This is a genomic window from Corallococcus sp. AB011P, from assembly GCF_003611605.1.
Lineage (GTDB): Bacteria > Myxococcota > Myxococcia > Myxococcales > Myxococcaceae > Corallococcus > Corallococcus coralloides.
Map to the genome: position 1 here is coordinate 179,511 of NZ_RAVX01000002.1, position 24,046 is coordinate 203,556.

General features: G+C 70.5%; 23 protein-coding genes. 13 read left to right on the forward strand and 10 right to left on the reverse strand.

Features of this window, described 5'->3' with window-relative positions; genetic code table 11:
* Window positions 1–181 precede the first annotated feature (181 nt).
* Complete coding sequence (locus D7X30_RS06000; RefSeq protein WP_120561896.1) at window positions 182–451, reverse strand: GlsB/YeaQ/YmgE family stress response membrane protein; 270 nt, start codon at window positions 449–451, stop codon at window positions 182–184.
* Between the two features lie 180 nt (window positions 452–631).
* Here D7X30_RS06000 and radA point away from each other — a divergent pair, with 180 nt between their 5' ends.
* The gene (gene radA, locus D7X30_RS06005) at window positions 632–1,993 is read left to right on the forward strand and encodes a DNA repair protein RadA (RefSeq protein ID WP_120561897.1); all 1,362 of its coding nucleotides are present in this window, start codon (window positions 632–634) and stop codon (window positions 1,991–1,993) included.
* Window positions 1,994–2,005: 12 nt separating this feature from the next.
* On the opposite strand, the gene D7X30_RS06010 is transcribed toward radA, so the two are convergent.
* On the reverse strand, window positions 2,006–2,650 hold the full coding sequence (locus D7X30_RS06010) for a hypothetical protein (RefSeq protein ID WP_147443127.1): 645 nt from the start codon (window positions 2,648–2,650) through the stop codon (window positions 2,006–2,008).
* 144 nt (window positions 2,651–2,794) lie between these two features.
* A complete protein-coding gene (locus tag D7X30_RS43545; protein WP_120561899.1) occupies window positions 2,795–4,513 on the reverse strand; it encodes a hypothetical protein in 1,719 nt (572 codons plus the stop codon).
* 225 nt (window positions 4,514–4,738) lie between these two features.
* Between D7X30_RS43545 and D7X30_RS06020 the strand changes: the two genes are divergently transcribed.
* Window positions 4,739–6,220: a HAMP domain-containing sensor histidine kinase gene (locus D7X30_RS06020; RefSeq protein ID WP_120561900.1), complete on the forward strand. Its 1,482-nt coding sequence runs from the start codon at window positions 4,739–4,741 to the stop codon at window positions 6,218–6,220.
* On the opposite strand, the gene D7X30_RS06025 is transcribed toward D7X30_RS06020, so the two are convergent.
* From D7X30_RS06025 to D7X30_RS06035, 3 genes are all read right to left on the reverse strand, one after another.
* Window positions 6,165–8,018 (reverse strand): methyl-accepting chemotaxis protein, encoded by a 1,854-nt coding sequence (locus D7X30_RS06025; protein WP_120561901.1) that lies wholly within the window; start codon window positions 8,016–8,018, stop codon window positions 6,165–6,167. The genes D7X30_RS06020 and D7X30_RS06025 overlap by 56 nt on opposite strands.
* Before the next feature lie 104 nt (window positions 8,019–8,122).
* Window positions 8,123–8,827 carry a TenA family transcriptional regulator gene (locus D7X30_RS06030; protein WP_233591419.1) on the reverse strand — a complete coding sequence of 235 codons (705 nt, stop codon included), beginning with the start codon at window positions 8,825–8,827 and terminating at the stop codon, window positions 8,123–8,125.
* A gap of 327 nt (window positions 8,828–9,154) precedes the next feature.
* On the reverse strand, window positions 9,155–9,736 hold the full coding sequence (locus D7X30_RS06035; RefSeq protein ID WP_120561903.1) for an NUDIX hydrolase: 582 nt from the start codon (window positions 9,734–9,736) through the stop codon (window positions 9,155–9,157).
* 154 nt (window positions 9,737–9,890) lie between these two features.
* On the opposite strand from D7X30_RS06035, the gene D7X30_RS06040 reads away from it, so the two are divergent.
* Both D7X30_RS06040 and D7X30_RS06045 read left to right on the forward strand, forming a co-directional pair.
* Window positions 9,891–11,300 (forward strand): sigma-54 dependent transcriptional regulator, encoded by a 1,410-nt coding sequence (locus tag D7X30_RS06040; RefSeq protein ID WP_120561904.1) that lies wholly within the window; start codon window positions 9,891–9,893, stop codon window positions 11,298–11,300.
* Between the two features lie 211 nt (window positions 11,301–11,511).
* Window positions 11,512–12,558, forward strand: a complete 1,047-nt coding sequence (locus D7X30_RS06045; protein WP_120561905.1) for a TetR family transcriptional regulator — start codon at window positions 11,512–11,514, stop codon at window positions 12,556–12,558.
* 15 nt (window positions 12,559–12,573) lie between these two features.
* On the opposite strand, the gene D7X30_RS06050 is transcribed toward D7X30_RS06045, so the two are convergent.
* Window positions 12,574–13,116: a hypothetical protein gene (locus D7X30_RS06050; RefSeq protein WP_199724187.1), complete on the reverse strand. Its 543-nt coding sequence runs from the start codon at window positions 13,114–13,116 to the stop codon at window positions 12,574–12,576.
* A 173-nt stretch (window positions 13,117–13,289) separates the two neighbouring features.
* Between D7X30_RS06050 and D7X30_RS06055 the strand changes: the two genes are divergently transcribed.
* Window positions 13,290–14,306: a hypothetical protein gene (locus D7X30_RS06055; RefSeq protein ID WP_199724222.1), complete on the forward strand. Its 1,017-nt coding sequence runs from the start codon at window positions 13,290–13,292 to the stop codon at window positions 14,304–14,306.
* Between the two features lie 13 nt (window positions 14,307–14,319).
* Here the strand turns inward: D7X30_RS06055 and D7X30_RS06060 are convergent, their stop codons facing one another.
* A complete protein-coding gene (locus D7X30_RS06060) occupies window positions 14,320–14,634 on the reverse strand; it encodes a tetratricopeptide repeat protein (RefSeq protein ID WP_120561908.1) in 315 nt (104 codons plus the stop codon).
* 61 nt (window positions 14,635–14,695) lie between these two features.
* On the opposite strand from D7X30_RS06060, the gene rsfS reads away from it, so the two are divergent.
* From rsfS to D7X30_RS42220, 4 genes are all read left to right on the forward strand, one after another.
* Window positions 14,696–15,241, forward strand: coding sequence for a ribosome silencing factor (gene rsfS / locus D7X30_RS06070; RefSeq protein ID WP_199724188.1), 546 nt, complete (start codon window positions 14,696–14,698; stop codon window positions 15,239–15,241).
* Window positions 15,242–15,245: 4 nt separating this feature from the next.
* The gene (locus D7X30_RS06075) at window positions 15,246–15,710 is read left to right on the forward strand and encodes a 23S rRNA (pseudouridine(1915)-N(3))-methyltransferase RlmH (protein WP_014394001.1); all 465 of its coding nucleotides are present in this window, start codon (window positions 15,246–15,248) and stop codon (window positions 15,708–15,710) included.
* Between the two features lie 78 nt (window positions 15,711–15,788).
* Window positions 15,789–16,934: an RNA ligase RtcB family protein gene (locus D7X30_RS06080; RefSeq protein ID WP_120561909.1), complete on the forward strand. Its 1,146-nt coding sequence runs from the start codon at window positions 15,789–15,791 to the stop codon at window positions 16,932–16,934.
* Between the two features lie 56 nt (window positions 16,935–16,990).
* Window positions 16,991–17,692, forward strand: coding sequence for a ComF family protein (locus tag D7X30_RS42220; protein WP_199724189.1), 702 nt, complete (start codon window positions 16,991–16,993; stop codon window positions 17,690–17,692).
* 10 nt (window positions 17,693–17,702) lie between these two features.
* Here D7X30_RS42220 and D7X30_RS06095 read toward each other — a convergent pair whose 3' ends face one another.
* Window positions 17,703–18,560 (reverse strand): Uma2 family endonuclease, encoded by an 858-nt coding sequence (locus D7X30_RS06095; RefSeq protein ID WP_120561910.1) that lies wholly within the window; start codon window positions 18,558–18,560, stop codon window positions 17,703–17,705.
* Between the two features lie 108 nt (window positions 18,561–18,668).
* Between D7X30_RS06095 and D7X30_RS06100 the strand changes: the two genes are divergently transcribed.
* Window positions 18,669–19,163, forward strand: coding sequence for a hypothetical protein (locus D7X30_RS06100; RefSeq protein WP_120561911.1), 495 nt, complete (start codon window positions 18,669–18,671; stop codon window positions 19,161–19,163).
* Between the two features lies 1 nt (window position 19,164).
* On the opposite strand, the gene D7X30_RS06105 is transcribed toward D7X30_RS06100, so the two are convergent.
* Entirely contained in the window at window positions 19,165–19,482 is a 318-nt protein-coding gene (locus tag D7X30_RS06105) for a DUF3817 domain-containing protein (protein WP_120561912.1), read from the reverse strand.
* Between the two features lie 215 nt (window positions 19,483–19,697).
* Here D7X30_RS06105 and D7X30_RS06110 point away from each other — a divergent pair, with 215 nt between their 5' ends.
* From D7X30_RS06110 to D7X30_RS06120, 3 genes are read left to right on the forward strand one after another with little or no spacing between them, the layout of a single operon-like run.
* Window positions 19,698–20,744, forward strand: a complete 1,047-nt coding sequence (locus D7X30_RS06110) for an SIS domain-containing protein (protein ID WP_233591421.1) — start codon at window positions 19,698–19,700, stop codon at window positions 20,742–20,744.
* Window positions 20,744–21,916, forward strand: a complete 1,173-nt coding sequence (nagA, locus tag D7X30_RS06115; RefSeq protein ID WP_120561913.1) for an N-acetylglucosamine-6-phosphate deacetylase — start codon at window positions 20,744–20,746, stop codon at window positions 21,914–21,916. Before D7X30_RS06110 ends, nagA begins: the two co-directional genes overlap by 1 nt.
* 57 nt (window positions 21,917–21,973) lie before the next feature.
* A complete protein-coding gene (locus tag D7X30_RS06120; protein ID WP_120561914.1) occupies window positions 21,974–24,010 on the forward strand; it encodes a glycosyl hydrolase family 18 protein in 2,037 nt (678 codons plus the stop codon).
* Window positions 24,011–24,046 lie beyond the last annotated feature (36 nt).

Genomic DNA, 24,046 nt, shown 5'->3' on the forward strand with positions numbered 1-24,046 from the left:
TCCTGGGGAGGCGTCAGGAGGCCGACGGTGCGTGGCCCGGGGGCCATTGTCAACGCTCTTGGGCAAGTGGGTTGACGAGCCCCCCTTCCCCTCTGGGAAGCCCGCAAAACAGAAGGGACGTCCGTGCGTGACACGGACGTCCCTGCCTGTTTCCCGCCTCATCGGTCGAGGAGCCTGCGAACTAGACGTGGACGCGACGGCCGCGGCCGGCGAGCCCCACGAGGAACAGCACGACCAGTGCGCCCAGGACGGAGAACAACAGGCCCGTGGGATGCAGGTCGAAGACCCGGCCGTCACGGGAGAACAGCGACCCGACGAAGCCGCCCACGAACGAGCCGGCGATGCCCAGCAGCGTGGTGGCGATGAGCCCCATCGACTGGTTGCCCGGCATGATGGCCCGAGCGATGAGACCCGCGACCAGACCAATCACCAGAAACGCGATAATCCCCATGGCACTCTCCCTGTGTGGGGGGCGCGCTGTTTCGCGTCGCCCGTGGACCAGAAAGTGGGATGCCCCGCCCTGTAGGGCAACTCGCTACCTGATCCACGCCATGACGCTTGCCTGCTCTCCTGGCATGGCGCGCGCATGAGGCGGGGAAACGTCAGGGGTCTGGGGTAGACACTCCAACCCATGGCGAAGGCGAAGACGCACTACACCTGTCAGGCCTGCGGCTACCAGACGGCGAAGTGGCTCGGGAAGTGTCCGGACTGCGGGGCCTGGAGCTCGCTCCTGGAGGAGACCGAAGCGAAGGTGGACGACAAGCGCCCGGCGTGGGGTGCGTCCGGGGGCGCCTCCAAGCCGGTGAAGCTGCAGGACGTGACGGCGGAGACGGAGGTGCGCCGGCGCACGGGCATCACGGAGTTCGACCGCGTCCTGGGCGGCGGCGTGGTGGGCGGCTCGCTGGTGCTGTTGGGCGGCGACCCGGGCATCGGCAAGTCCACGCTGCTGCTGGCGGCGCTGGACAAGCTGTCGCGGCACGGGCCGGTGCTCTACGTGTCGGGTGAAGAGAGCCTGCGGCAGACGAAGATGCGCGCGGAGCGCCTGCGGGTGGAGAGTGAGGCCATCCACCTGTTCGCGGAGACGGACGCGGACCGGGTGCTCCAGGCGGCGGAGGCGCTGAAGCCGCAGGCGCTGGTGGTGGACTCCATCCAGACCATGTACCTGCCGGAGCTGGGCAACGCGCCGGGCAGCATCACCCAGGTGCGCGAGGTGGCGGGCCGGCTGATGGCGTTCGCCAAGCGCAGCGGGGTGCCCACGTTCCTGGTGGGCCACGTGACGAAGGAAGGCTCCATCGCGGGCCCCCGGGTGCTGGAGCACATGGTGGACACGGTCCTCTACTTCGAGGGCGAGCGCGGCCACCCGTTCCGGCTCCTGCGCGCGCACAAGAACCGCTTCGGCAGCACCAACGAGATTGGCGTCTTCGAGATGAAGGGCGCGGGGCTGATGGAGGTGGCGGACCCCTCCGCGCTGTTCCTCTCCGAGCGTCCGCAGGGCAAGTCCGGCAGCGTGGTGACGAGCACGCTCAACGGCACGCGGCCGCTGTTGGTGGAGGTGCAGGCGCTGGTGGCGCCCACGGGCTACGGCACGGCGCGGCGCACGGCGATTGGCGTGGACGGCAACCGCGTGGCGCTGCTGGCGGCGGTGCTGGAGAAGAAGGAGGAGATTCCCCTGGTGGGCTGCGACCTGTTCGTCAACGTGGCGGGCGGCATGCAGTTGAGCGAACCGGCGTGCGACCTGGCGGTGTGCGCGGCGCTGGTGAGCAGCCTGCAGAACCGTCCGTTGGACGCGAAGACGCTGGTGCTGGGAGAGGTGGGGCTCGCGGGCGAGGTGCGCGCGGTGGGCCAGGTGGAGCCGAGGCTCGCGGAGGCCGCGAAGATGGGCTTCCAGCGGGTGGTGCTGCCGGCGGGCAGCGCGCGGCGCGTGGAGAAGACGAAGCTCCAGGTGGTGGGCGTGGAGACCCTGAGCGAAGCGCTGGCGGCGATGTTCGACTGACGTCTGGGGGCGTCAGTGATTGTGCAGCATCCAGGACACGTCCGGCACGCGCGTGGGCTTCGTGAGGGTCGGCAGGTCGAAGAAGGCGTCGCGGCCCAGGGTGGCGATGAGCTGGCCTTCCGCGGCGTCGCCTTCCGGGGTCATGGCCTGGGTGGGGAGCTCATAGGGCTGGACGAGGACGAGCCCCCCGTCGAGTGACTGGCGCTGGGACGCGGGGATGGCGTCCAGGCGCGGGCCGAAGAGGTCCACGAAGGGGGCGCCGAAGATGTTGCGCCAGTAGAGGCCGGAGAGGCCTTCGCTGTAGTCGCGCACGTTGAATTCGAGGCTGGAGCCGAAGCCATCCTCGTGCGGGACCAAACGCCAGTTCTTGCGGTCGAAGTCGTCATCGATTCCGGACTGGGCAAGGGGAGAGCCCAGCAGGTGCATGATTTCGACGACCTGACGCAGATGGGCGTCGCGCCAGCGGGCCTTCCGGGCTTCCACGATGGACGTCATCCAGGAGAATGCTCCGGCGAAGGGGTACTCCCCGAAGCGCTCCGGGGAGATATGGATGAAGTCCCGATCCGTCTTGGCACCGATGAAGAAGTGTTTGGACTCGTCGTAGAAGACCGTAGGGACATCCGGATTGAAGGAGCCGGGCTCCAACCGTTCCCTCATGCCGACGCCCCCGTAGCGCACGGGTTGAAACCAGCGGCCTCCCAAAAAGAACCGGCTGATGAGCTCACGAATGGTGTTCGTCGGCGGCACACCTGGGGGCAGTGAGAACCGGGTCTTCAAATAGCGCAGAGCCATCAACCACCCTCAAGGGAAGAACCGGATGTTGGCACGGCCCAATTGCTTGAGTTCTTCGATTTCTTTTCGCAGTGGGCTCGTGAGCCGTGTCGCGCCCTCGGGATGTTTGGCGGAGCGGATCCAGAGTTCAATGGAACCACCATAACGCTTCACATAGTCCAGCATGGCTTCCACATTGCCCGTGAGCGCCAGCTCCTTGCGGCCCTTCACCTCGACGAAGTCGTAGGGGCTGCCCCAGACCAGGTCGCCTTTGTGTCCCGTCACGGAATCCGGGACGAAGCCCTGGGCCTTGCTGCCGGGCGGCGGAAACAAGAGGTCCGTGTTCTTCGGCAGCTTCCCGCTCTGGAGCACGGACTGTTCGAACGCACTGCCCGCGCCCTTGTTCTTGATGACCGTCTGGTAGAGCCGCTCCCACTCCGGATCCACGGCGTACCTGAAGCTCCGGTACTTCTCCGGGTGACGGAACTGGTAGTCCACCCACGCCTGCGCCAGGTGCTCCGCGCTGCCCGGCACCAGCCGCGCGCCCTCCGCCGTCGCCCGTGAGCCCACCAGCGCCACGCGCTTGCCCCGGGCCAACACACGCCCCGCCTCCGCGAGCGGCACTTCCAGCCGCTTCGCCAGGGCCCGCAGCTTCTCCACGTCCTCCGCGGACACGGACTCGCCGCGTCCCGCCGCGCGCAGCACCTGGCGAAGCTCCTGGGCCTCCCGCGGCGACAGGTGCTGCACCACCCGCTGCAACACCTGCACCTCACGCAGGCTCCGCCCCGTGAGCAGCGCGACGCGCTCCGCCCCCTGCGCGCCTTCCGACAGCAGGCGCCCCGACACCACCGGCAGCGCCACGCTCACCGCGCACAGCAGCCGCTCGCCGTCCGTCAGCGGGTATCCCAGGAGGCTCTGCCCCAGCACCACGCCGCCCACGTCCGCCACCTCTCCGGTGACGGGCAGCAGCCCCAGGGCGATCTCCAGCACCACCTCCTCCGGCGGAATGCCCGGAGGCTCTCGCGCCGGATCCCATACCGGAGGCTCGAAGCGGCCCGCCTCCACCGCGGACGCAAGGAGGCTGTCGCGTGCCAGCAGGTAGAGCGCCACCTCACTGGGGCTCTTGCGCGGGAAGTCCGGATCCTCCGTGTGCGTGGACGCCCAGTCCAGCACCGCATCCACCAGCGCCAGCTGCGTCTCTTCGTAGAGCGCGCTCTCGGTGAGCAGCCCATCGCTCCCGAGCCGGCGGAAGTGCGCGTCCGCCAGGACCTGACGGCGCGCATCCGCCCAGCGATAGAACTCCTCCAGCTTCGCCTCCGCCCGCGCGGACCGCTTGCCGTCCTCGAGCAGGGCCCGGGCGTGCTTCGCCTTCAGCCGCAGGTACACCTCCAGCGGCTCGTCCCGCGCGAGCTCCTCCTCCGTCCGCGCGGACGCCCAGAGCATCAGGTCGTTGAGCGCGGCATGGCCCACCTGACGCTCCGTCTCCATCACGGCGGGCTGCTTCAAGGCGGCTCGCTTCTCGCGGATGAACGCGAGGTAGCGGCCCAACTCCTCTCCTCCGACGGTGCCGCTCGGACCCGCGCCGCCCCAGGCGCCATCCCGCTTGAACGAAGCCGGGGATGCACTGTGATAGCGCCCGTAGCCGTGCATCCCCACCGGCAGGGTCCGGGAGCCCGGCGTCCCGCAGGCCGTGAGCGACAGGACCAGCACCAGCCCCGCGCTGAATCGTCCCAGCCATCCTGTCAGCATGACGCGCCCCCTCAATCACTCACATCTACCAGTCGTGTCTGACGTGTTTCGGGAGCCACTTCCTGACGCACGGGACATTCACGCGTGTCCCATCCAAGACATCCCCAGCGGCCCACGCCATCCCTCCTCCGGGGGATTCCCCGCTGCTTTCCGGAACGCGGAACGAGGACTGGCCACGGACGGGGGCATGCCGTTTGATGCAGGGGTGCCAGGAGCACCGCCCCGATGACGCATCGACCCCCTTCCTCCCGTCTGCGGGACGCGCTGGGCTCGCTGTCCGCGCGGCTCTTGCTGGCGTTCCTCCTGCCCACCCTGCTCTTCTTGTCGCTCGCGGGCGCTTCCGTGTACGCGCTGGCCCGCGCGAGCCTGGAGGACGAGCTGGGCGCGAGCCTGTCCGCGCTCGCCGCCGCCACCGCCAGCCAGGTCAGCGGCGAGCGCATGCTCACCATCGAGCCCGGCGACGACGTGTCCGGCACCCGCACCTGGCGCGCCCTCGTGCGCCTGCTGGATGGCGTGCGCACCGCGAGCGGCGTGCGCCGGGTCTACGCCGTGGACGCGCGGGGTCGCGTGCGCGCGGACGCGGGCGGCAACCTGCCCGTGGGCATCGAGCTGCCGGACCTCGCGCGCGACCGGCTGGAGCTGACGCGCGTCCTCGCTGGCAGGCGCGCCGCCAGTCAGGTGCTCTTCACCGGCTCCGACGGGCTGCTCTACAAGACGGGCTATGCCCCCGTGGTCCAGGACGGACAGGTGGTGGGCGCCATCGGCGTGGAGGGCAGCGCGGCCTTCTTCGGACCGCTGCGGCGGCTGTGGCGCACCTTCGTCATGGCCAGCGCCGTGGCGCTCGTCGCGCTCGCCATCATCGCCGTCATCACCGCCCAGGGACTGGCCCGTCCGCTGCGGCGGCTGATGGACTCCGCGCTGCGAATCGGCCGGGGTGACCTGGCCACACCCGTGCCGCCGGAGCCCACCCGCGAAATCGGCGTGCTCGCGCGCGAGCTGGAGGTCATGCGCGGCGCGCTGGAGAGCCGGGACCGGCAGCTCAAGCTCATGCTCGCGGGCGTGGCCCATGAGGTGCGCAACCCGCTGGGCGGCATCGCGCTCTTCTCCGGCCTGTTGCAGGAGGACCTGCGCGCGGGCGCCCACGCGGACGCGAACAGCCACGTGGACCGCATCCAGCGCGAGGTCGCCTACCTCCAGCGCATCGTCGAGGACTTCCTCGCCTTCGCCCGCGAACAGCCGCTGGCGCGTGCGCCCATGGAAGCGCCCGACCTCGTCTCCAACGCGTGCGAGCTGCTCTCCGCGGAGGCGCACAACAAGGGCGTGGCCCTGGACGTGGCCGCCGCGCCCGCGCACCTGGAGGCGGATGGCAGCCTGCTGACCGCCGCGCTCGTGAACCTGGTGAAGAACGCCGTGCAGGCCGCGCCCGCCGGAAGCCACGTGCGGATCCGCGGCGAGGTGCGCGACGGGCGCTATGCCATCGACGTCCAGGACTCGGGCCCGGGCGTGCCCGAAGCCGAGCGTGAGCGCATCTTCGAGCCCTTCTTCACCACCCGCGAACAGGGCACCGGGCTGGGCCTGCCGCTCGCGCGCAAAATCGTCCGGGCCCACGGCGGCGAGCTCTCCCTGCGCTCCAGCCCGGGAGAGACCGTCTTCACGCTGTCGCTGCCCTGTCCCGCCCCCGGAGCTGTGGCGGCACCGGCGTACTGACGGACTCCGCCTCCTGGACGTCGAACTGCAGCGCCATCTGCCCCACCTCTCCGGAGACGACCTGCAACGTCCGCGTGGCCTCCTGCGTGGAGGACAGCCGGCGCAGGGTGCCGTCCATCAGCTGCGACAGGTCCGCGATGGCGGTGGCGATCTGCGCGAAGGCGGCGTTCTGCTGCGTCACCGCGTTGGCGATCTTCCGCGCCGCATCGGAGCTCTCCTGCGAGCTGTGCGACAGCGCGCGCAGGGACTCGCCGGAGGCGCGCATCTGGTCCAACCCCGCGGCCACCTGACGGCCGCCCTGCTCGCTCATGGACGCCGCGTCGCGGATGCCCTGGCTGATCTCCGCGAGGATGTTGCGGATGCGCCGGGTGGCCTGGACGGACTGGTCCGACAGCCCGCGGATCTCCTTCGCCACCACCGCGAAGCCCTTCCCCGCCTCGCCCGAGCGCGCCGCCTCGATGGCCGCGTTGACGGCGAGCAGGTGGGACTGGTCCGCCAGGTCCTTCACCGCGCCGGTGATTTCCCCAATCTGGACCGTGCTCTCCTCCAGGCGGGACAGCCGCTGCTGGATGCCGGACACCGCGCCGCGGATGGCCGCCAGCCCCTCCAGGCTCAGGACCACCGCGGTCTCGCCCTGCTGGCCCATCGCCTCCGCACGGCGGGCCACGCGCAGGACCTCCTCCGCGGAGTCCGAGGCGATGCGCGACGCCCGCCGCAGCTCTTCCGACGTCACCTGCGCCTCGTGCAGCGCCGCCGCCTGCCGGGTGAGGCCCTGCTGCTGCTCGTCGTTCGACACGCGCAGCTCCGTTCCGGCCTCGCCCAGCCGCTGCGCGGAGGTCTGAAGCAGCCGGGGAAACCTCCGCAGCCGGGACAGCGCCCCATTCATCCCCGACGCCAGGTCGCCCATCTCGTCCGTGGACACCCAGCGCGGCGAGCGGATCCGCCCGGACGCCAGGCCGGAGATGGCGCCATGCACCGCGCCCGCGCTCGTCGCCTGCCGCCTCGCCAGCATCCACGTGGTGCAGGCCGGCAGCACGAACACCAGCGCGCCCACCCAGGGCAGCGCGAAGCCCAGGTCCGCGAACAGCGAGCTGCCCACATCATCCAGCCGCGACGCGGCCCGCAACGCCCCGTCCGCCAGCAGCACCTCCTTCAGCTGGGTGCGCACCCCCAGCAGCTTCACCCCCACCACGCACGCGCTCAGCACCACCGTGGCGAAGATGGTGGACAGGAACGTGAGCGGCAGGAACCACGACTGCCGGGGCCAGAAGAGGCCCGAGCCCGCGGGCGCCGTCTCCGGATGCGCGTCCTGTTCGCGCAGCGCCCACGGCAGCGCCAGCCGCTCCAGCCCCAGCGCGATGGGGAACGCCACCACCACGCCGAAGCAGAACGCGATGAGCGTGCCCAGCCCCAGCCGGAACCAGTCCTTGCCGAACCACAGACACACCGGGAGGCTGAAGAAGAAGCCGCCCAGCGTCCACGCCGCGCAGGTGGTGAAGACCATGGAGCGCCAGGGCAGCTCCAGGACGCGCCGCAGCCGGTCTCCCGGTCCATCCCCGGGGCGACGCCGCAAGGCCTGGCCCGCCAGCCACCGCAGCGTCACATAGGGATGCAGCAGCCCGAACACGAGCACGATGAACGGCAGCACGGTGGCCGTGACGAGCAATCCCTCCTGGCTCGACAGCCCCACCGCCATCGCGATGAGGTAGGCGCAGACGATGGAGGGCGGCAGCACCCACCGCAGGAACAACCACATCCCACGCCAGGCCAGCTCCCGGATGTCTTGAGTTTCATTCATGTGCGTACGCCCCCCGTCCGGTCCAGCGGAAGGCCGGACCGGCGTGCATCGCGACCTGTGTCATCACCGCCAATGAAACGGATGCTTCAGCCCGCTCGGGGGGCTCACGCCTCGCGGCAGGACTCGAACACGCGCGCCAGCAACATCAGGGACCGGTGCGCGGCGAGCTCCACGCGCACCGGCTCGTCCGATGTTACGTCCGTGGTCAGCTTGAGGATCTCCAGCGCCTCGTCCGGATGCGCGTCGTCATAACGGGCGTGCGCCCGCAGCCAGCGCAGCGCGTGGGCGTCCATGCGCACGCCGTCCCGGGCATACGCGGTGAAGGGCTCCACCACGGCGCGCGTCCAGACGCCTGTCACTCCCTCGATGGCCCAGTTGGACGCGGCGATGCCCTCCGCCAGCGACCCGCCGAGGCAGGTGGCCAGCAGGTGCTGGTGGAGCGCCCGGACCTCCGGCGTCAGCGGTGTCTCGAAGGCCCTGGGGGCGTCCACTCCCAAAGCCTGCATCCAGTCGATCCACCACTCGGCGTGACGGGCCTCCACGCCCAGGTTCTGCAAGAGCCAGCGGCGGATGCTCGCGTCGCCCGGGCGCACGCCGTAGGTCGTCTTCGCCAGCGACAGCCCCATGTACTTGGGGAAGTTCTCGACGATGGGGAAGCAGCGCTCCAGGAACCGCTGCCACGCACGCAGGGGCGGATGCCGTCCCTCCGCCGTCTCCCGGAACAGCGTGGGCATGCACGCCGCGTCCCACGCGGGCTTGAGCGCCCCCAGCATCGTCTCCATCCAGAGAGGATGAGGCGTGCGTTTCAAGGCGGCGGGCTGATACCGCTTTGAGACGTCCCCCTGGATCAAGGACGAAACAGGAAATCCCTCCACGGCGGCGCCATGGGACACTCCGGCCGGAGACGACATGAGACGTGCTCCTGCTCCCGGGTGGACGACAAGCCGTCATGGCCGCCCCCCTCCACCCTGAGCCTCATCAGCGTGACGGGATGTCTGTGTTTCATCCAGGCCCCCTGGGAAATGAAACGGGTCTCCAGCCTGGTTCTGTCTCAAACTCCGCGAACTCCACTGCCAGGATTCAGGATTTCCGGCTTTGGACGTTCATCCAATTGACATTGCCTGGGTCAACGTCGGTCAAGACCCAGGATGAACAAGCGTGCGGGCCTTGAGCAGCATGCGGCGCAGCGGCGCTTCATCCGCGCGCGTCAGCGCTTCGTCCCAGCCCAGCCACTGGATGCCGAACGACTCCGCCGGATCATGCGCGAGCGACTCGGGGTCCTCCGCCACCACGAGATAGCGCACATCCAGGTGACAGTGCTCCGGCTCGTCCTTGCGCGCGGGGATGACGTGCACGTCCACGTCCAGCGGGCGCGGCGCGGTGGGATGCAGGTGCACGCGGCAGCCGGTCTCCTCACGGGCCTCGCGCAGCGCGGTGGCCTCCATGTCGCCTCCGTCTCCGGCCTCCGCGTGGCCCCCCGGCTGCAGCCAGCGCTTGAGCTTCGCGTGGTGCAGCATCGCCACCCGTCCGCCCGCCGCATCCACCACCACCGCGCTGCCGGTGAAGTGCGCCTCCACCTGCGAGCGGGAGAAGGGCTCGTTCAGCGACGTGGCCAGGTGGCGCATGCGCGAAAGGTCCTCGCGCTCCTTGTCGTCCGTGGGGACGTGGCGCGCGAGCAGTTCTGCGAGGACAGCCGGGGAAGCGGAGACGGGAGCCATGCGCCGGGATAGACACCCGCTTGGGCCCGGGACGCCAGCCCTTTCACGGCAGGCCCCACCTGCACCCCGGCAGGTCCGGTGTAGGGTGGCCTGGCGTGTGCATTCCGCCGCCCACCCACCGGTGGCACCCCACCCTTCCTTCCCGAGCAGGCGCATGGCCCGCATCCTCGTCATCGACGACCACGACACCCTCCGCGAGGGCATGACCGTCACCCTCACCCGCTCCGGCCACACCGTGTCCGCGGTGCGGAGCGGGGCGGACGGGCTCGCCGCGTACAAGAAGGGCCCCTTCGACCTGGTCGTCACGGACCTGAAGATGGACGGTATGGACGGCATCGCCGTGACGCGCGCGCTCAAGCAGGCGGACCCTGGCGCCGTCGTCATGGTGGTGACGGCGTTCGGCACCATCGAGACCGCCGTGCAGGCCATGCAGGAGGGCGCCTACGACTTCATCACCAAGCCCTTCCCCCCGGAGGTGCTGCGCGCCAAGGTGGACAAGGGCCTGGAGCTGTCCGCCACGCGCCGGCAGGTGGAGCGCCTCACCGCCCGCACGGACGCGCACGACGCCGACGCCGCCCTCACCCACCGCGACCTGGTGGGCGACAGCGAGCCCATGCAGAAGCTGCTCGCCCAGGTGCGCAAGGTGGCCGCGAGCGACGCCACCGTGCTGGTGCGCGGCGAGAGCGGCACCGGCAAGGAGCTGGTCGCCCGGATGCTCCACCAGCGCTCCCCGCGCAAGGACGGCCCCTTCGTCGTGGTGCACTGCGCGGCCCTGGCGGAGACGCTGCTGGAGAGCGAGCTGTTCGGCCACGAGCGCGGCGCCTTCACGGGCGCGGTGAAGCGCAAGCTGGGCCGCTTCGAGCTGGCCGACGGCGGCACCCTCTTCCTGGACGAGATTGGAGAGATTCCCGCCTCCGTGCAGACGAAGCTCTTGCGCGTGCTCCAGGAGAAGGAGCTGCAGCGCGTGGGCGGAGAGGAGACGCTCAAGGTGGACGTGCGCGTGGTGAGCGCCACGCACCGCGACCTCCAGGCGGAGGTGAAGGCGGGCCGCTTCCGCGAGGACCTCTACTACCGGCTGCACATCGTCCCGCTCACCCTGCCGCCCCTGCGCGAGCGCCCCGAGGACCTGCCCGCGCTCGCCCGCCACTTCGTCGCCAAGCACGCGCCAAGGGTCAACCGGCGTATCACCGGCATCGACGACACGACGCTGCACGCGCTCACCCGCCACGCGTGGCCCGGCAACGTGCGCGAGCTGGAGAACGTGATGGAGCAGGCGCTCGTCTTCGCCGAGGGCGACACGCTCACTCCGCAGGACCTGCCCTCGCACCTGGCCGGCCAGACGCCGCGCATGGACGCGGGGCTGCCCGTGCCCCAGGGCGACCGTCCCCTGCCGGAAATCCTGGAGGACCTGGAGCGCCAGCTCATCGCCCGCGCCTACGAGAAGGCCGGCGGCGTGAAGACGGAGACCGCCCGCCTGCTGGGCATCAAGACCTCCGCGCTCTACTACAAGCTGGAGAAGTACGGCTTCCTGCCGCGCGGCGAACGCCCCGAGGAGGCTCCGTAGGCGGCTCCGGAGGCAAAGGAGAGGTGCCCGCGCCCGGGGGGCCTCGGAAATCCGTCACCCGCGCCCCGGTCCCATGACTTTCCACCGTCCGGCCCACCCACCCCGTCCCACCCTGCCCGTGCAGGTGCCCGGAACCAGGGCGCTTTCCGTCGGACCTGGGAACGGGGTAGGAGGAAGGGACTGGCATCCGCCTTGCTGACTGTGTCCCCCGATGATGTTGCGTGCCCTCCCCCTCCTCCTGAGCCTGTTCGTGGCCGCTCCCGCCGGGGCGACGTCTGGACTGGAGCAGGCGCGCGCGCAGGCCCAGTCGGCGCGCACGGAGGCACGCACCCTGCGCACCCGGCAGCAGGGGCTGCGCGACGAGCTCAACGGACTGGCCGCGCGCATCGAAGCCCTCAAGGCCCAACGCCAGGGGAAGCTCACGGCGGGCGGCGAGCTGGAGTCCGCGCTGCGCCGTTCGCAGGAGCTGAGCGGGGAGCTCACGGGGCTGGCGCAGTCGGTGTCCGGCGCGGACGGCGAGGTGGAGCGCGCGCACCTGGCGCTGCACGGCGCGCTGTCCCAGGAGCTGACGCGGCTGCGCGCGGCGTGGGACGCGACGACGGACCGGACGCAGCGCGCGCGGCTGGTGGAGCAGATGCGGTCCGTGCGCGGCGAACGCGAGGCCGTGCGCGCGGCGCTGCCCGCCTCCCAGGTGCCGGCGCTGGATGGCGCGGCGCGCGGGGATGATCCGGAGGACCTGCTCGCGCAGGCGGACGCGCTGCGCGACACCCAGGACAAGGTGCGCCAGCGGCTCCAGGCCCTGAAGGCGCGCATCACCGAGGTGCGCGAGGAGCGCGACCTGGACCGCCGCATGAACGACTTCCTGGGCGAGGAGTCCATGTTCGACGACCAGGACCGCCGCCTGCGCCTGCGTGCGATGGGCAACCAGGGCCTGCAGGTGGCCCCCACCCAGCGGGGCGGCCGGCTGCCGGAGGTCATCCCGGGCGACGCGCTGGCGGAGACGCCGAACTACGCGGGCGACCCGACCAAGGGTCCGGGGGTCGGAGCCGATCCGGCCTCGGGCGGGACAGGCTCCGGCGTCACCGCCAGCGACCGGCGGCCCCAGGTGGACCCGGTGCGCGCCCAGGCGCTGGCCGCGGGCGGCCTGGAGGACCTCTCCTCGCTGGAGCAGGAAGCCGCGCGGCTGGAGTCCCTGGCGAGCGAGCTGGACGGACGCGCGGGCACGCTGGAGCGCCGCGCGAAGACGCTGGCGCCCTGAAGCAACGGGGGGCCGCTACAGCAGGCCGCCCTCCACCTCCAGCACCACCGTGGCCTGCACGCGCACCTCGCGCTCCGGCAGGCGCCCCGTGCCGCGCAGGATGATGGACATGCTGGGCGCGGCCACGTAGGGCCTCAGGTCCACGCTGCCGTCCGTGTTCAACCCCACCGTGGGGTTGGGCGGGCCCAGGCCCAGGCCCGCGATGCCGTCGCGCCCCGCGAAGCGCGACTCGGAGTTGCCCGCGCGGGCCACGGCCTCCATCGAGTCCAGGAAGCCGAAGTCCTGGTCGTTCGGGCTCAGGACCTTGAGTTTCATCGACTTCACCTGCACGCGCGTCACCTCGTCCTTGGTGACGTCGCGGTTCTTGAAGTCCTGGTTCTCGTTGAAGTCCAGCGCGGAGAAGCTGCTGATGGAGGGGAAGGCATTGAGGAGCGTGGAGGTGCCGGAGGGGTTCGCGGGCACCGTCGCCTCGCCCTGGATCTCCGTGGTGAAGGACGCCGGGGAACAGGCGACGAGCCCCAGGCCGGCCACCGCCGCGAGGAAGGACGCGTAAGACATGGCCCCAATGTACCGGGCGTCCGGGTGCGGCGTCACCGACCGCGGGCACACCCGGGTGTCCCGGGGACGACGTGGCCGCACGGGGCACTTGCGAGCGTGGGGATGCCAGCGGGCCGGAGTATGGTGCGCGCGTCTTGGACCGTCGCCTCCTCCCGCTCCTCCTGGCCCTCTGCATGCCCTGGGGCGGAGGTGCGCGCGCGGCCGAGTGGCAGGGCTCGCTCCGGGGCACCGGCCGGCTGCTCGTGGACAGCAACGCCCCGCGCGACTTCTCCGACGGCGCCACGCCCGGCCCCGGCGCGGACCTGGCGCTGGGCGTGCTGGGCGTGGCGGAAGGCCGGGGCACCGGCGAGCGGGCCCAGGTGGTGGGCCGGTACGAGCTGGGTGCGCGCAAGTACCTGGACTACGACAACGAGGACACGCTGGTGCAGGCGGGCGCGCTGGAGGGCTCGCTCGCCCTGGGCACCGAGTGGGGCGTGGGCGCGGAAGGCCACGCCAAGGACCGGCGGGGCGGCAGCCGCGCGTACTCGGACCTGGGCACCAGCCTCTTCGCCGAGTACGCCCCGGACGTGCGCCTGGCCCTGCGCGTGCGCCTGGGCGCCCGCCGCTTCGTGTACCGCCCGGACCACACGGCCGACTTCGGCGGCCCGGAGGTGGGCGTCCTGGGCCGCTACCGGTTGAGCCCGCGCCACACACTGAGCGTGTTCGGCGAATGGGGTTCGCGCCGCTACGGCCCCTTCGCCCGGCCCTTCCCGGGCGTCAGCACGTCCCCCGTGCGGCGGCAGGACGGCGCGCTGGTGGCGGGCGCGGGCTACACGTACCGGGGGCCGGTGAAGCTGTCGCTTTCCTATGCCTTCCAGGAGGTCAGCTCCAACAGCTTCGGGGAGACGGCCATGCGCCACCGGCTCGTCGGCAGCGCCGGGGTGCGGCTGCCGTGGCGGGTGACGCTGCTGGCGCAGGGGACGCTGGGCCTGGCGCGCTACCCGGACGGCATCTTCCTGTCGCCGGAGATCATCCTGGTGGAGGAAGACGAGGGGCAGAACTCGCTGTCCCTCAAGCTGGCCCGGCCCGTCTCCGCCCGCGTGGACCTGGAGCTGTCCTGGGGCCTCTGGAGCACGCGCCTGCCGCGCAACGACCTGCGCTACACGCGCCAGGTGTTTGGCGTGGGCTTCACCTGGCGGGACCAGGACTAGGAGCGAAATCCAATCAGTCCAGGTCGGCGATGCGCTCGTCGATTTCCTCGGCCAGGCTGGGGTGCTGCTGGGCGAGCGCGTGGTCCCGGGCGGTGGTGAGCACCTCCTTCGCCTTGGCGGTCTGGCCGGCCCCCGCGTAGGCATCCCCCAGGGAGACGAGGGCGGCGGCGTACTTCGGGTCCAGGCGGACGGCGGTCTCCAGGGTCTGGATGGCGCTGTCGTATTCCTTGCGTTCCAGGTGGAGCTTCCCCAGGGAGAACCAGGCCATGGGGGCGTCGGGGAACTGGGCCGTCATCTTCTTGAACTGCTCCAGGCGGGCGTCGCTCATGGACGGAACCCATTAGAGGAGCGCTGGAAGCTTGCCAAGGGTGCGCTAGGGTATCCGCCACATGGCCACGAAGAAGAAGACCCCTGCATCCAAGAAGGCGAAGGCGAAGAGCGCGACCCGGGCTCCGGCCCGCAAGAAGACGGCCGCCAAGAAGGCGAAGCCGGGCGTGCGTCCGCCGCCGCGCAAGAAGACCGCCGCCGCGCGCAAGAAGGCCCCGAAGGCCGCCCCCCCGCCGCCGTTGCCCAAGCCGGCTGAGAACGCGAAGGCGCGTGAGCTGGCGCGCCGCATCGGCGACCTGCTGCTGGACAAGAAGGCCACGGACGTCGTCATCCTCGACATGCGCGGGATGACGTCCTACGCGGACTACATCGTCATCGCCTCCGGCGAGAGCGACCGTCAGGTGAGCGCCATGGCGGAGAACGTCCAGGTGCAGCTCAAGCAGGAGGCGCAGCCCCTGCGCCCCATCAGCACGGAAGGCCTGGAGACGGGCCAGTGGGTGCTGCTGGACTACGACGACGTCGTGGCCCACCTGTTCAACGGCGAGGTGCGCGCCTTCTACGACCTGGACGGGCTGTGGGCGGACGCGCCCCGGGTGAAGCTGTCTTAAGGCCGTGAAGGTCCGCCTCCTCTCCATCGGCAAGGACCGCTCCGGGTTGTTCGAGCCCGCCGTGCAGGAGTACGCGCGGCGGCTCGAGCACTACACGCGCTTCGAGCTGCTGGAGCTGAACGAAGCGTCGGGCCGCAAGCTCAAGCCCGGCGAGGCGAAGTCCGCGGAGGCCGCCGCCATCCTCGGCAAGCGCAAGCCGCAGGACTGGATCGTGGCGCTGGACGAGCGCGGCACCCTGTTGGATTCCGTGGAGCTCGCCCGCTACGTCGCCAAGGCGCAGACGGGCTCGAAGGACCTGCTCTTCGTCATCGGCGGGGACGAGGGCCTGGACGACTCGGTGCGCGGCGCGGCGCATCAGGTGATGTCGCTGTCGCGGATGACGCTGCCCCACCGGCTGGCGCGGGTGGTGCTCATCGAGCAGCTCTACCGCGCGTTCACCATCCTGAAGGGCGAGCCCTACCACAAGTAGGCGGCCGGGCAGGCCTCCCCGAAGCGCTGGGGACCTGGGCGTCAGGGCGCGTGAAGGGACCGCGTCGGAGCGGCCATCATGAACACGCCCTCTTCTGAAACCTCCACGGCCGCGACCGTGCGCATCATCGCCTCGCCCCAGTCCTGGGTGGAGGGCGAGGCCGTCCGCCAACTGGAGGCCGTGTCGCGCCTGCCCGGGATGAGACTCGCGGTGGGCTTGCCAGACCTGCATCCCGGCAAGGGCGCTCCGGTGGGCGCGGCCTTCGAATCCGAGGGCTTTCTCTATCCCTATCTCGTGGGCAGCGACATCGGCTGTGGCATGGGGTTGTGGGACGTGGATCTGCTGACGCGCAAGGCGAAGGCGGAGCGGTGGGCGGCGAAGTTGAATCTGGAAGGGCCGTGGGTGGGGGACACGGAGGCGGTGCTCGCGGAGCACGGCGCGAGCGGCGCGGGCTTCGAGTCGGCGCTGGGAACGGTGGGCGGCGGCAACCACTTCGCGGAGGTGCAGCGGGTGGAGGAGGTGCACGACACGCGCGTCTTCGAGGCGCTGGGCCTGCGGGAGGAGCGGTTGCTGCTGCTCGTGCACTCGGGGTCGCGCGGACTGGGCGAGGCCATCCTGCGCACGCACGTGGACCGGCACGCGGCGGGCGGACTGGCGGCGGACTCGGACGAGGCGCGCGCATACCTCAAGCGGCATGACGGCGCGGTGCTGTGGGCGAAGGCGAACCGGGCGCTGGTGGCGCAGCGGACGTTGGATGGGATTGGGGCGACGGGGCGGCGGGTGTTGGACGTGTGCCACAACAGCGTGACCGCGCGGCATGAGGGCGGACGCGTGGGGTGGTTGCATCGCAAGGGCGCGGCGCCCTGGGACGAAGGGCCGGTGGTGATTCCCGGCAGCCGCGGAGCACTGAGCTATCTGGTGTTGCCGGTGGGCACGGGCGAGCAGAGCGCGTACAGCCTGGCGCACGGCGCGGGACGCAAGTGGACGCGCACGGCGGCGCGGGAGCGGCTGAAGGAGCGCTTCACTGCGGAGTCACTGACGCGCACGTCCTTCAAGAGCCACGTGGTGTGCGAGGACCGGGACCTGCTCTTCGAGGAGGCACCGCCTGCGTACAAGGCCATCGACCGCGTGGTGACGGACCTGGTGGAGGCGGGGCTGGTGAGGGTGGTGGCAACGCTGGCGCCGGTGCTCACGTACAAGACGCGAGGCCGCACGGCGGAGTGAGCGGCACGGGGCTCGCACGAGGGGCGCGGGAGGAACTGCCCCTGTGAGGCCCGGTGATGTGGAAGGCCCTGTTGGACCTGGTTTATCCGCCCATGTGTCTGGCCTGCGCGAAGGTGCTGCCGGGCGTGGGCGCGGTGTTCTGCGAGACATGTGACACGGCGCTGGAGCGGCTGCCGCCGGTGTGTTGCCGGACGTGCGCGGAGCCCGGTGCGTTCCCGGGGAACACCTGTCTCCGGTGCCGGGCGGTGCCGCCGCCGTTCAGCCGGGCCTGGGCGCCCTTCGCGCACGAGGGGCCGGTGGCGCGGGCCATCCACCGGTTCAAGTACGAGGACCACCCGGACCTCGCGGCGCCGCTGGGGGCGCTGCTCGCGGACGAGGCGCGGCGGTTCCTGAGGACCGCGCCCGGGTGCGTGGTGGCGTTGCCGCTGCACGTGCGGCGCTTCCGGAAGCGGCAGTACGACCAGGCGCACCTGCTCGCGGGGGAGTTGGCGAAGGCCACGGGGCGGACGGCGCCGGTGGATTGGCTGAAACGCACGCGGGAGACGCGCCGGCAGGTGGGGCTGAGTGAAGCGGAGCGCGCGGGCAACGTGGCCGGAGCGTTCGTCGCGTCGCGGGCGGTGAAGGGGCAGGAGGTGTTGCTCCTGGACGACGTGTTCACCACCGGGTCCACAGCGCGGGCCGCCGCGATAGCTCTGCGGGAAGCGGGGGCCACGCGCGTGGAGGTGCTGACATTGGCGAGGGCGTTCACCCTCGCCTGATGACTGTGATTCAGCCCTGGGACTTCTTGAGCCGGGCGAGTTCGGCCTCGAGTTCCTTGAAGCGGCGTTCGGCATCATTCGCGCGCCGGGATTCTTCCTCCGCCCGCCGGGCTTCCTCGTCCGCGCGCCGGGATTCTTCATCCGCGCGCCGGGATTCCTCCTCCGCACGCCGGGATTCTTCCTGGGCACGCCGTTGCAGGCTCATTGTCTGATCTTCCAGGCGTTCGATGAACTCCTCGGAGACCAGCAGCGGCGCGTTGCCCGCCCAGAAACGCACGTCCTCGCCCTCGACCTGGAGTTCGAGTCCCAGCACCTCCGAGATGAAGCGTCCGTTCCGGGATTCCATGCGCGTGTAGACGCGCGCATCCGGTGTCGCCAGCCGATAGCCCTCCAGCGTGAGCCGTCCCCCATCGAAGATGAAGTACTCGGGAACTCCCAGACGGGCATACCGGCGCACGTTGAGCTCGGCATCCTTCTTCCGGTCGCCCCCGACGTGGATCTCCATCACCCAGTCGAGCCCGTGCTTCTCGTGGCTGACCAGCCACTTCTTGCGGCGATGGTTCTCGACGTCCAGCACGACCAACAGGTCCGGCGCGAAGCGTCGTTCCGCCGGGTAATACACAGGCAACTCAGCGCCTACGTAGGCCTTGCGTCCACGGCGCTTGAAATAGCCTCGGAGCGCCTCGCGTGCGAGCAGCTTGGGCTCCTGATGGCTGTCCCCCTCGGGCATCGCCATCTCTTCGTACGTCACCTCACCCGGCAGTGTTGCCACCACCCGGTCCCGCTCCTCCTGCCCCATCCGATCCCACTCTTCCTGAGAAGGTGCCCGGGGGAAGGCGTCTCCAACCTTGTCGGTATGACGTCCCATGACCCTCAGCCTGCGTCGGGCAGACCCTCGGGTCAATCGCCCCCGCACGGGCCTTGAGCAAGCAACGCGCCAAGGAATTCTCGGACCGCCGTCTATGCTTCGCGGCGAATGACATCCACACCGGCCCCCATTCCTGGCAACGAGCCGAACGCGCAGCCGCGCTGTGCCCTGCACTCCAGGGTCGCGATGGTGGCGTGCTCGCGCTGCGGTGCCTTCATGTGCCGGTCGTGCATCGCGCCGGACAGTGAGCCCGCGCATTGCCGGGCGTGCCGGAAACACCTGCTGGCGACAGGCGCCATCATTCCCAGCAACCGCTCCACCCTGGGCGAATACCTGGCCCAGTTCAGTTGGTTGCTCGCCTTCCTCACCGCGGGAGGCATCTACCTGGCGGACCGTAGGACCACGTCCGAACTGTGGCTGATCATCCTCCTGGTCGGCGTCACGCTGGGCCTGGCCTGTGGCGTCGCGGCGCTCATCCGGGAAAAGGGCCGTCTCAGTCCCCGGGTCGTCGTGCCCGCCATCATCGGCATCGTGCTCAACACGCCTCCATTCCTCTGGGCAATGCTGATAGTCGTGCTGCCGGTCATTGTCGGCAGGTGGTGAATCAGCGCGTCTTCGCCGTCTCCAGCGCGAGCGCCTCACCGCGCAACTGCGTGTCCAGCCAGAACGTCCCGCCCGGCACGAGCGAGGCCAGGAAGGCCACGGCGATCCGCTTCACGCCCCAGCGGTATTCGATGGCCGCCATCATCAGCGTGTAGAGGTACGCCACGAACAGCAGGCCGTGCGCCATGCCCACCACGCGCACGCCCAGGGGCATGTTCAGCGCGTACTTCAGCGGCATGGCGATGAGCAGCAGCACCAGGAAGGACAGGCCTTCCCAGAAGGCAACGGCGCGGAAACGGCCCAGGGCGGTCTTCAGCATGACGTCCTCTCTCCTCCGCCCCTCTCGCACCGTCAAGCCGCGCGGCCAGAGCAGTATCGCCTCCCGTCGTCAGCGCGGTGAGCCCCGGTGATACCGGCCGGAGTGCCTGCCCGCTCCAGGGCCCGCCTGACGTCAGGGCATCCCGGATGTCGGACGCATCACGCCAAGCGCCTTCCTCCACCCGTCCCCCCCCGGAGGCTGTTATCCCCCTGCGCGTGGACCCCACCCCGAAGAACCCCTCCCTCCCCGCCCTCGCACGCGAGGCCGCCGAGGCTCCGGCCGCCGCCCGCCGCCAGCTCGAACGCTGCCGCGACACCTTCGCCTACCTGGGCGCCCGCCTGCGCCGCACCCCGCCCCGCTTCGTCGTCACCTGCGCCCGGGGCAGCTCCGACCATGCGGCCGTCTACGGCAAGTACCTCATCGAGACCACGCTGGGCCGCGCCGTGGCCTCGCTGGGCCCCAGCGTCGCGTCCGTCTACCACACGCGCTCCCTGGAGCTGCGCGACGCGCTCTTCATCGCCGTGTCCCAGTCCGGCCAGAGCCCCGACCTCCTGCGCATGACCGAGGCCGCCCGCGCGGGAGGCGCCGTCGTGCTGGGCTTCATCAACGACGAAGCCTCTCCGCTGGCCGCGCTGTGCGACGTGCACATCCCGCTGTCCGCCGGCCCCGAGCACAGCGTCGCCGCCACCAAGTCCTATCTGCTCTCCGGGCTCGCCTTCCTCCAGCTCGTCGCGCACTGGTCGGACTCCGCGGAGCTGCACGATGCCGCCCGACGGCTCCCGGACGCGCTGGAGGCCGCCGGGAAGCTCGACTGGTGGCCGGCGCTCGCGACGCTCAAGGACGCCAGCAGCCTCTATGTCGTCGGCCGGGGCAGCGGCCTGGGCGCCGCGCTGGAGATGGCCCTCAAGCTCAAGGAGACGTGCCGCCTGCACGCGGAAGCCTTCAGCACCGCGGAGGTCCTCCATGGTCCGCTCGGGCTCGTGCGGCCGGGCTTCCCCGTGCTCGCGCTGGGGCAGGAGGACAACGCCGCGCAGGGCACTCGCGACGTCGTGCAGCGCATGGTCGAACTGGGCGCGAACGTCCACACCGCCCTGCCCGTCCCCGGCGCGCAAGCCCTACCCACGCTGCCGGACCTCCCCGCGGCCATCGCACCGCTCTGCCAGGTGCAGAGCTTCTACTTCGCGGTGCATCAGCTCGCGACAGCGCGAGGCCTGAACCCGGATGCGCCCGCGCACCTGCGCAAGGTCACGGAGACCGTGTGATGACGACCGTCCTCCAGGGCGCCCGCGTCTTCACCGGGGACCAGGTCCTCGAAGGTCACGCCGTCGTCATCGAGGACGGCACCGTCCGCGCCGTGGTGCCCCAAACCGGACTCCCCACCGGCGCCACCGTGCACACGCTTCCCGGTGACACACTCCTGGCCCCTGGCTTCGTGGACGTGCAGGTCAACGGCGCGGGCGGCGTGCTCTTCAACGACACGCCCACCGAGGAGGCCGCGCTCGCCATCGCCTCCGCCATGCGCACGTGCGGCACCACGGGACTGCTCCCCACCTTCATCACCGACGACGCCGCCCGCATGCGCGAAGCCTGCGAGGCCGCGCTCACCGCCACCGCGCGCCCCGACAGCGGTGTCCTCGGCATCCACCTGGAAGGCCCCTTCATCAGCCGCGAGCGCGCCGGCGTCCACGTGCCCTCGTTCATCCGCACGCCCGACCCTCGCGACCTCGACTACCTCACCGCCCTGCCCCGCCGCTTCGCCGCGCACGGCGGCCGCGTGCTGATGACGCTCGCTCCCGAGTGCGTGGACGATGCCACCCTGCGCCGCCTCGCCAACTCCGGCGTCGTGCTCAGCGCGGGCCACACCGCCGCCACCAGCGAGCGCACCACCCAGGCACTGAACTCAGGCGTGCGCGGCTTCACCCACCTGTTCAACGCCATGCCTCCGGTGATGAACCGCCAGCCCGGCCCCGTCGTCGCCGCGCTCACCCATGACGACGCGTGGTGCGGCGTCATCGCGGACGGCGTGCACGTGCACGCGGACAACCTGCGCCTGCTCCTCAAGGTCAAACCGCCGGGCAAGGTGTTCCTCGTCACGGACGCCATGCCGCCTGTCGGCACGCCCGTCACGTCCTTCACCCTCCAGGGACGCACCATCCTGCGCCGCCACGGCCGTCTGGAGACGGAGGACGGCACGCTCGCGGGCGCGGACATCGACCTCACGGCCGCCGTGCGCCACTGCGTCCATGTGCTCAACGTGTCCTTGGAGGAAGCGCTGCGCATGGCCTCGCTCCATCCCGCCACCTTCATGGGGCTGCATGGCCACCGGGGCCGCATCGCTCCCGGCCATCGCGCGGACCTCGTGCTGTTGAAGCCGGACCTTTCCGTCCACACCACCTGGGTGAACGGACAGGCAAAATCCAACGCCAGCCATTAACCCGGAAAAATGGGTGCGTGACTCCTTCCGCGTGTACCGCAGGCGAGGAGAACACGAATGCGTCGTAGCAAATGGATTGTGGGCCTGGTGGCGTCCGCGCTGACCGTCGCCGGTTGTGGTCAGGAGTCCTTCGCTCCCGAAGCCGAGGGCCCGGGCAGCGTGATGAAGGCGCCGCTGGAGGCCGCGTGGGCCGTGGGCGTCGCCTACTCCGTGGGCACGCGCGTCACCTATGAAGGCCGCGTCTATGAGTGCCGTCAGGCCCACACGTCCCAGGCGGACTGGACGCCGACGGCCGTGGCGGCGCTGTGGCTGGACCTGGGCCCCGTGACAGGCGGTGGCGACACCACCGCGCCCGTCGTCACCGCGTCGAGCAGCAGCACGAGCGTCACCGCCGCGGGCTCCATCACCCTCTCCGGCAGCGCCACGGACAACGTGGGCGTGACGAAGATCGAAATCCTGGAGAACGGCACGCTCGTCGCCACCGCGTCCTCCTACTCGCGGAGCTTCTCCGGCTCCGGGCAGAACGGCACGTACACGTACACCGTGAAGGCGTACGACGCCGCGGGCAACGTGGGCTCGAAGACCGTCACCGTCACCGTCGCCATCCCCTCCAACGGCGACGTCACCGCCCCCGTCGTCACCGCCAGCGCCAGCGCGTCGCGCATCACCGCCGCGGGCTCCGTCACCGTCTCCGCCAGCGCCACGGACAACGTGGGCGTGACGAAGATTGAAATCCTGGAGAACGGCACGCTCGTCGCCACCGCGTCGTCGTTCACGCGCGCGTTCTCCACGTCCGCGCAGAACGGCACGTACACGTACACCGTGAAGGCCTATGACGCCGCGGGCAACGTGGGCACCAAGACCGTCAGCGTCGTGGTGGAGCTGCCCGGCACGCCTCCGCCGGACGGCAAGCGCATCGTCGGCTACTTCACCGCGTGGGGCATCTACGCGCGCAACTACCAGGTCTCCAACGTCCCGGCGTCGAAGCTCACGCACATCAACTACGCCTTCTCCAACATCACCCCGGACGGCAAGTGCATCCTCGGGGACCCGTTCGCGGACATCGACAAGGGCTTCGGCTTCCCCGGTGAGTGGGACCCCGGCGCGCTGCGCGGCAACTTCCGCGCGTTCAAGGAGCTGAAGAAGACGAACCCGAACCTCAAGCTGCTCATCTCCATTGGCGGCTGGTCCTGGTCCAAGTACTTCTCCCAGGTCGCCGCCACCGCCGCGGCTCGCACCGCGTTCGTGAAGTCCTGCGTGGACCTGTACGTGAAGGGCCAGTTCCCCGGCGTCACCCCGGCCAACGGCGTGGGCGTGTTCGACGGCATCGACGTGGACTGGGAGTACCCCACCGGCGGCGGCCTGCCGGACAACATCAGCAGCCCCGCGGACAAGGTGAACTACACCCTGCTCATGCAGGAGTTCCGCACCCAGTTGGCCGCCGTGACGGCGCAGACGGGTCAGCCCTACCTGCTCACCATCGCGTCGGGCGCATCGCCGGACCTGCTCGCCAACAAGCAGGAGACCGTGAAGCTGGCCGGCATCCTCGATTGGATCAACGTGATGTCCTACGACTACCACGGCGCCTTCGAGAGCACGGTCAACTTCCACTCCGCGCTCGACCGCGTGACGGGTGACCCGGGAGCCAACGACGGCTTCTACACGGACGGCTCCATCGCCAAGATGCTCCAGCTGGGCGTGCCCGCCTCCAAGATTGTCGTCGGCGTGCCCTTCTACGGCCGCGGCTGGGGCAACGTGCCCAACGTGAACAACGGCCTGTTCCAGTCCGGCGTCCCCACCAAGGGCACCTGGGATGACGGCCAGTCCGGCCTCACCGGCGTGTTCGACTACAAGGACCTCAAGGCCAACTACGAGCGCGCGGGCTCCGGCTACACGAAGTTCTTCCACCCGGAGAGCAAGCAGGCCTACGTCTACAGCCCGTCCACGAAGATCTGGGTGGCCTACGACGACACGCAGAGCATCAACGCCAAGTCGGACTACATCCTGTCCAAGGGCCTGGGCGGCGCGATGTTCTGGGAGCTGAGCGGCGATGACGGCAGCCTCGTCAACGCGCTCTACAACAAGCTCCACTGACGTCCGCCCCCGAGTCAGGGGCGCACCCACACCGGG

Excerpts from the sequence above, each read along its gene's own strand:
- D7X30_RS06000 (WP_120561896.1), bottom strand. The coding sequence starts at position 451 with ATGGGGATTATCGCGTTTCTGGTGATTGGTCTGGTCGCGGGTCTCATC.
- radA (WP_120561897.1), top strand. The coding sequence starts at position 632 with ATGGCGAAGGCGAAGACGCACTACACCTGTCAGGCCTGCGGCTACCAG.
- D7X30_RS06010 (WP_147443127.1), bottom strand. The coding sequence starts at position 2,650 with ATGAGGGAACGGTTGGAGCCCGGCTCCTTCAATCCGGATGTCCCTACG.
- D7X30_RS43545 (WP_120561899.1), bottom strand. The coding sequence starts at position 4,513 with ATGCTGACAGGATGGCTGGGACGATTCAGCGCGGGGCTGGTGCTGGTC.
- D7X30_RS06020 (WP_120561900.1), top strand. The coding sequence starts at position 4,739 with ATGACGCATCGACCCCCTTCCTCCCGTCTGCGGGACGCGCTGGGCTCG.
- D7X30_RS06025 (WP_120561901.1), bottom strand. The coding sequence starts at position 8,018 with ATGAATGAAACTCAAGACATCCGGGAGCTGGCCTGGCGTGGGATGTGG.
- D7X30_RS06035 (WP_120561903.1), bottom strand. The coding sequence starts at position 9,736 with ATGGCTCCCGTCTCCGCTTCCCCGGCTGTCCTCGCAGAACTGCTCGCG.
- D7X30_RS06040 (WP_120561904.1), top strand. The coding sequence starts at position 9,891 with ATGGCCCGCATCCTCGTCATCGACGACCACGACACCCTCCGCGAGGGC.
- D7X30_RS06045 (WP_120561905.1), top strand. The coding sequence starts at position 11,512 with ATGATGTTGCGTGCCCTCCCCCTCCTCCTGAGCCTGTTCGTGGCCGCT.
- D7X30_RS06050 (WP_199724187.1), bottom strand. The coding sequence starts at position 13,116 with ATGTCTTACGCGTCCTTCCTCGCGGCGGTGGCCGGCCTGGGGCTCGTC.
- D7X30_RS06055 (WP_199724222.1), top strand. The coding sequence starts at position 13,290 with ATGCCCTGGGGCGGAGGTGCGCGCGCGGCCGAGTGGCAGGGCTCGCTC.
- D7X30_RS06060 (WP_120561908.1), bottom strand. The coding sequence starts at position 14,634 with ATGAGCGACGCCCGCCTGGAGCAGTTCAAGAAGATGACGGCCCAGTTC.
- rsfS (WP_199724188.1), top strand. The coding sequence starts at position 14,696 with ATGGCCACGAAGAAGAAGACCCCTGCATCCAAGAAGGCGAAGGCGAAG.
- D7X30_RS06080 (WP_120561909.1), top strand. The coding sequence starts at position 15,789 with ATGAACACGCCCTCTTCTGAAACCTCCACGGCCGCGACCGTGCGCATC.
- D7X30_RS42220 (WP_199724189.1), top strand. The coding sequence starts at position 16,991 with ATGTGGAAGGCCCTGTTGGACCTGGTTTATCCGCCCATGTGTCTGGCC.
- D7X30_RS06095 (WP_120561910.1), bottom strand. The coding sequence starts at position 18,560 with ATGGGACGTCATACCGACAAGGTTGGAGACGCCTTCCCCCGGGCACCT.
- D7X30_RS06100 (WP_120561911.1), top strand. The coding sequence starts at position 18,669 with ATGACATCCACACCGGCCCCCATTCCTGGCAACGAGCCGAACGCGCAG.
- D7X30_RS06105 (WP_120561912.1), bottom strand. The coding sequence starts at position 19,482 with ATGCTGAAGACCGCCCTGGGCCGTTTCCGCGCCGTTGCCTTCTGGGAA.
- nagA (WP_120561913.1), top strand. The coding sequence starts at position 20,744 with ATGACGACCGTCCTCCAGGGCGCCCGCGTCTTCACCGGGGACCAGGTC.
- D7X30_RS06120 (WP_120561914.1), top strand. The coding sequence starts at position 21,974 with ATGCGTCGTAGCAAATGGATTGTGGGCCTGGTGGCGTCCGCGCTGACC.